Origin of the sequence: Verrucosispora sp. SN26_14.1 (assembly GCF_004307965.1) — a bacterium.
GTDB lineage: Bacteria > Actinomycetota > Actinomycetes > Mycobacteriales > Micromonosporaceae > Micromonospora.
This window is the reverse complement of sequence record NZ_SISL01000440.1, coordinates 1-4,895: the sequence shown is the minus strand read 5'-3', so window position 1 is coordinate 4,895 and position 4,895 is coordinate 1. Positions and strand designations below refer to the sequence as shown.

The 4,895-nt window shown below is 72.2% G+C and carries 5 protein-coding genes and 1 pseudogene; 3 read left to right on the top strand and 3 right to left on the bottom strand.

What is annotated here, in order from left to right:
* Positions 1-521: pseudogene (locus EYA84_RS32900) on the bottom strand (hypothetical protein); the annotation flags it as partial.
* 196 nt (positions 522-717) lie between these two features.
* On the bottom strand, positions 718-1,062 hold the full coding sequence (locus tag EYA84_RS26490) for a hypothetical protein (protein WP_131056397.1): 345 nt from the start codon (positions 1,060-1,062) through the stop codon (positions 718-720).
* Positions 1,063-1,411: 349 nt separating this feature from the next.
* Here EYA84_RS26490 and EYA84_RS26485 point away from each other — a divergent pair, with 349 nt between their 5' ends.
* The 3 genes from EYA84_RS26485 (at position 1,412) to EYA84_RS26475 (ending at position 3,935) form a co-directional block, all read left to right on the top strand.
* Entirely contained in the window at positions 1,412-2,212 is an 801-nt protein-coding gene (locus tag EYA84_RS26485) for a helix-turn-helix transcriptional regulator (protein WP_131056395.1), read from the top strand.
* A complete protein-coding gene (locus EYA84_RS26480; protein WP_131056393.1) occupies positions 2,203-2,385 on the top strand; it encodes a DUF397 domain-containing protein in 183 nt (60 codons plus the stop codon). Before EYA84_RS26485 ends, EYA84_RS26480 begins: the two co-directional genes overlap by 10 nt.
* A 476-nt stretch (positions 2,386-2,861) precedes the next feature.
* Positions 2,862-3,935 carry an AI-2E family transporter gene (locus EYA84_RS26475; protein ID WP_394347616.1) on the top strand — a complete coding sequence of 358 codons (1,074 nt, stop codon included), beginning with the start codon at positions 2,862-2,864 and terminating at the stop codon, positions 3,933-3,935.
* Between the two features lie 10 nt (positions 3,936-3,945).
* Here EYA84_RS26475 and EYA84_RS26470 read toward each other — a convergent pair whose 3' ends face one another.
* On the bottom strand, positions 3,946-4,755 hold the full coding sequence (locus EYA84_RS26470; protein WP_131056390.1) for an alpha/beta hydrolase: 810 nt from the start codon (positions 4,753-4,755) through the stop codon (positions 3,946-3,948).
* Between the last annotated feature and the right edge of the window lie 140 nt (positions 4,756-4,895).

Sequence of the window (4,895 nt, the reverse complement as noted above, 5' to 3'; positions counted from 1 at the left end):
GCTCCCGCCACCGTGGCCGCGCCCGCCCCGGCCGCCGCCATGGCCGCCTCCACCACGGGTGCCTCCGCCACCACCGCGTCTGTCCCGGCTGCCTCCGCCACGGCGCCGGTCGCCGTCAACGGCAACCGCCCGATCAACGGCGTCGTCGGTGCGGCGAGCGGACCGGGTGGCGCGGCCGACACCGCCACCAGGCCCGCGATCGCAGGTGACGACGGGTCGGCGGCCACGGGTGGCGACGGACCGGCCACGGGGCCCGCGACCGCAGGTGACGACGGACCGGCCACGGCGTCGGCGACCACGGACGACGACGGGCCGGCGACGAAGCCGGTCGCGGAGCCGGTCACCACGGTCGAGGACGCGACGGCGAAGCCGGCCACCGAGCCGACCTCGGTCGACGGCAGTACGGCGAGCGCCGGTGTGGACGGCGAACCGACGGTGGCGGCGGTGCCCGGCACCGGCGGACGCAGCGCCACGCCGACGAAGATCACCAGCACCGGCGAGAACGGCAAGCGCCCGACCAAGCCGACCACTGACGAACGCAGCGCCAAGCCGAGCAAGGTCACCTCGGACTGAGCCGGATGCGGGGCGACGCGGCCCTGCCCCGGCCCGCCGAGGGCTGAACACCGCGCCGCGTCCCGAACTCCGGCTTCCGGCACCCGGTAAGGCACCTACCACCCGGCACCCGATGCTCAGCACCCGGTGCTCGGTGCTCGGCGGTCAGAGTGAGTCGGGGCGGCGGTGGGCGATCGGTCGACGGGCCGCGCCCCAGGCGACGAACCGGTCGAACAGCGTCCGGGGTTCAGGGCCGTCGTGCGGGTTCAGGTGGTACAGGTCCCGCATCGCCTCGTACATCAGACCGGCCAGATAGATGGTGAGGCCGGCGCTGTTGGCGTCGTACTCCATCCGGAGCAGCAGGCGGGCCTCTCCGCAGGGCCACGGCTGCCCGTCGGCGCGGCAACACCAGGTCGGCCGGAGCGGGGTGTGCGGGGGCCGACTGCCGACGGAGCGGGGGCGCTCGGGACGGGGACCGTCACCCGGTACGGGCAGGCGTGTCGTGATCATGACCGGCCGCCCGGCGAACTGCCCTTCGCCCGCCACCTCGTCGGGCACTGGCAACGCTGACTGCGCACATCGACCTCCCTCGGGAAAGCCCGGACACACCTGCCGCTCACGCGACGACGGATGCGGCCAGGACTGCGGGAGGGGCCGCCCACGCGGGGGGAAGGCGGGGGCGGCCCCGGCCTGGCCCAGCCCGCGCCCCCTCGGCTACGAACCAGTCCGGCATGGCTGACAGTCTGCTGAGCAAACCACTACTGTCGGAAGGCATCGAGGCTGGTCGTCGTACCGCTGCGAAGTCCCGCCCCCGACCGGAAATCCCGAGCGTTTCTCGGGCGCAGACTGTGGAGGCACTGTGGAGGGAACGACGGCGGACCTGATCCGGGCGCAGCTTCGCCGACTGCGCGTGGCCGCCGGGCTCAGTCAGGAGGAGTTCGGCAAGCAGGTGCACTACTCGCCGTCGATGGTCTCGGCCGTCGAGACCGGCAGCCGACCGTACGACCGGTCGTTGCTCGCCCGCGCCGACGAGGTGCTGCGCTCCGGCGGGCTGCTGGTCGCGTTGCAGCGGATCGCCGAACGGGAGGGACAGCCCTCGTGGTTCCTGCCGTGGCTGGACGCCGAACGCATGGCCCGGCAACTCCGGGTCTTCCAGCCCACGCTGATCCCGGCCCTGTTGCAGACCGAGGGCTACGCCCGCGCGGTGATCCGCTGCGACGACCTGCTCAGCGACGAGGAGGTGGACCGGCGGGTCGCCGCCCGGCTGGACCGGCAGACCGTCCTCACCCAGCCGGAGCCGCCGCAACTCATCGCGGTCGTCGACGAGGCCGTCCTGCATCGGAGGGAGGAGCGCTTCTGGCCTGTCATGGTGCACCAGATCGAGCACCTGATCGCCTGCGCGGAGCGAACCCAGGTCAGCATCCACGTCGTCCCGCTCGGGGTCGGGGTGCACATCGGGCTCTCCGGTCCGTTCTCGCTGGCCCGCAGCGAGGAGGGCGGCTGGGTGGCGATCATGGAGAACCAACTGACCGCCACGCCGACCGACAGCGAGACGGACCTGGCTACGCTGTTGGCGCGCTGGGAGACGGTGCGCAACGAGGCGCTGTCTCGCCAGCAGTCGATCGAACTCCTCGACAGGGTGGCGAAGTCATGGACCTGAACGGCGCGACCTGGCGCACCGCCAGCCGCAGCGGCAACACCGACTGCGTGGAGGTGGCCGACAACCTGCCCGGCGTGGTCGCGGTCCGCGACAGTAAGGACCGGCAGGGCCCGGTGCTCGCATTCGCCCCGCAGATCTGGCGCTCGTTCATCCGGCAGATCAAACAGCGCTGAGCCGGTGGCAACCGCGAGGGTGAGCGACCACGCGGGTCGGTGACCAGCAGCAAAGCCCCACCGCCCTGGTCGAGTCATCCCGGCCCACGAGCGGTCGGGCGGCTCAGCAGCCCCCGATACGACGCATCTGCTGGCTCGGTCCGCCGACCCCGCATTACCCTGCCGAGCAGGATCCGACGGCCAGCGAGGCTAGGCGGGACCGACACGGCTCAGGCAGCGATCAGCCCGGGCCAGAGCGGGGAGACCGAATGGCGCAGGACGGGCCGGAGCAGCCCGAACGAGAGCAACCCAAACGTGAGCAACCAAGGGCGGGCCAGCACGACAGCGCGAGCCAGGACGACAGGGACCAGCCCCGAGCGGGCCAGCGTGCCGGGGAACAGCCTACGGCGGGGCAGCCCAGGGCGATGGCGGTGAGCTCCGACCACGAAAGCTCGTCGACTGCCGAGATGGCCAGGGAAGCGTCGGCCTCCGGGGCAATGGACGGTCCGGCCGGAGTGGAGGCGGGTCGGTTCGGTACGCCGGGGCGACCGCTGCGGCGCAACAGCTTCCTGGTCGGGTTCACCGGTGCGCTCGGCGTGCTGCTCGCGTACGCCGTCTATCTGGGGTTGCGCAACGCGGCCGGGATGGTCGTGCTGGTGGTCATCGCGCTGTTCCTCGCGGTGGGCCTGCACCCGGCGGTCGTGCGCCTGCGGTCGTGGGGGGTGCCGCGCGGCCTGGCCGTGGCACTCGTGGCGCTCGTCGTGGTGGCGCTGCTGAGTGCGGGCGTACTGGCCCTGGTGCCGCCGATCGTCACCCAGACGACGCAGTTCATCGACCAGTTGCCGAGCTACCTGGAGTCGTTGCGTCGCAACGAGACGGTCAACGATCTGGTGGAACAGTTCGACCTGATGCGGCGGGCGCAGGAGTTGGCCAGCGCCGACGTGGTCGGTCGGGCGCTGGGCGGTGTGCTCGGCGGTGCCCAGTTCCTCTTCGGCACGCTGTTCCGGGTGCTCACCGTGCTGGTGCTGACGATCTATTTCCTGGTCTACTTCGACCGGATGCGCGACCTCGCGTACGCCCTGGTGCCGCGCTCGCGTCGGGAGCGGGTGCAGCTCATCGGGGACGAGATGCTGACCAAGGTCGGCGCGTACATGGTCGGCGCGCTCTCCATCGCCGTGCTGGCCGGTGTCGCCGCCTTCGTCTTCGCGCTCGCGGTGGGCCTGCCGTACCCGTTCGCGCTCGCCGTGGTCGTGGCGATCACGGACCTCATCCCGCAGATCGGCGCGACGCTCGGCGCGGTGGTCGTCAGCCTGGTCGGGTTCGCCACCGAGCCGTCCGTCGGCATCGCCTGCATCGTGTTCTTCGTGATCTATCAGCAGATCGAGAACTACCTGCTCTACCCCAAGATCATGCGTCGGTCGGTGCACGTCAACGAGGTGGCGGCACTGGTCGCCGCGCTCCTCGGGGTGTCACTGCTCGGGGTCATCGGCGCGCTGATCGCCATCCCGACGGTCGCCGCGATCCAGATCGTCCTGCGCGAGGTGGTGATCCCCCGCCAGGATCGCCGCTGACCGGCAGGACTCAGTCGGCGCGACGCTGCTCCGGGCCGGTGACCGGGGTGTCGGCGAAGGCGGCCACCGTGCGGTCGGCGTACGCGCTGGCGTCGCCGGTCTCCATCGGACCGTCCCAGGTCGTCGGCAGCGGCACCGGCACCGCCGGGTTGACCCGCCGGACCACCTCGTCCAACACCGTCTCGGCGTCTCCGACCCAGAGGTGCTTCGCCCCCGGCACCCCGACCACTTCGGCCTGCGGCACTGCGGCGAACCGCTCGCGGGCCTGCTCGGGGCGGAGGTAGTCGTCGAACTCCGGCACCAGCGCGGTCAACGGTCGGCCCGACTCGGCCCAGTGAGCCAGGTCGGCCGGCTCGGAGAAGCGCAGCGGCGGGGAGAGCAGGATCGCGCCGGACACGGCCGGGTCACCGCCGTACTTGAGCACCAGGTCGGTGCCGAACGACCAGCCCAGCAGCCAGATGTTCGGCAGCTCGTGGAACTCGGCGTACTCGATGGCGGCGACCACGTCGTACCGCTCGCCGACGGCCGAGTCGAAGCTGCCCTCGCTGGTGCCGCGCACGCTGCTGGTGCCTCGGGTGTTGAACCGCAGCACGGCCAGGTCGGCCAGCGCGGGCAGTCGCCAGGCCGCCTTGCGGAACACGTGGCTGTCCATCATTCCGCCATGGGTGGGCAGCGGATGCAGGCAGACCAGGGTGGCCACCGGCTCGCGGTCGGCCGGGCGGGCCAGCTCACCGACCAGCCGCAGTCCGTCCGCGGTGTGCAGTTCGATGTCCTCCCGGCGGCCGGGCAGGATCGACGACGCGCGAATGGGTGCACTCACTCCCCCATCCTCCCGTCCCACCGGCCCGGCCGCGCGGGCAGGTGACAAAGATCGCCGGAAGGCGGGTACAGGCTGCCCGCGCCGCCGCAACGGGCGACTCGGCAACCCGGCGACCCGCGACCCGGCGACCGGCGACGGGC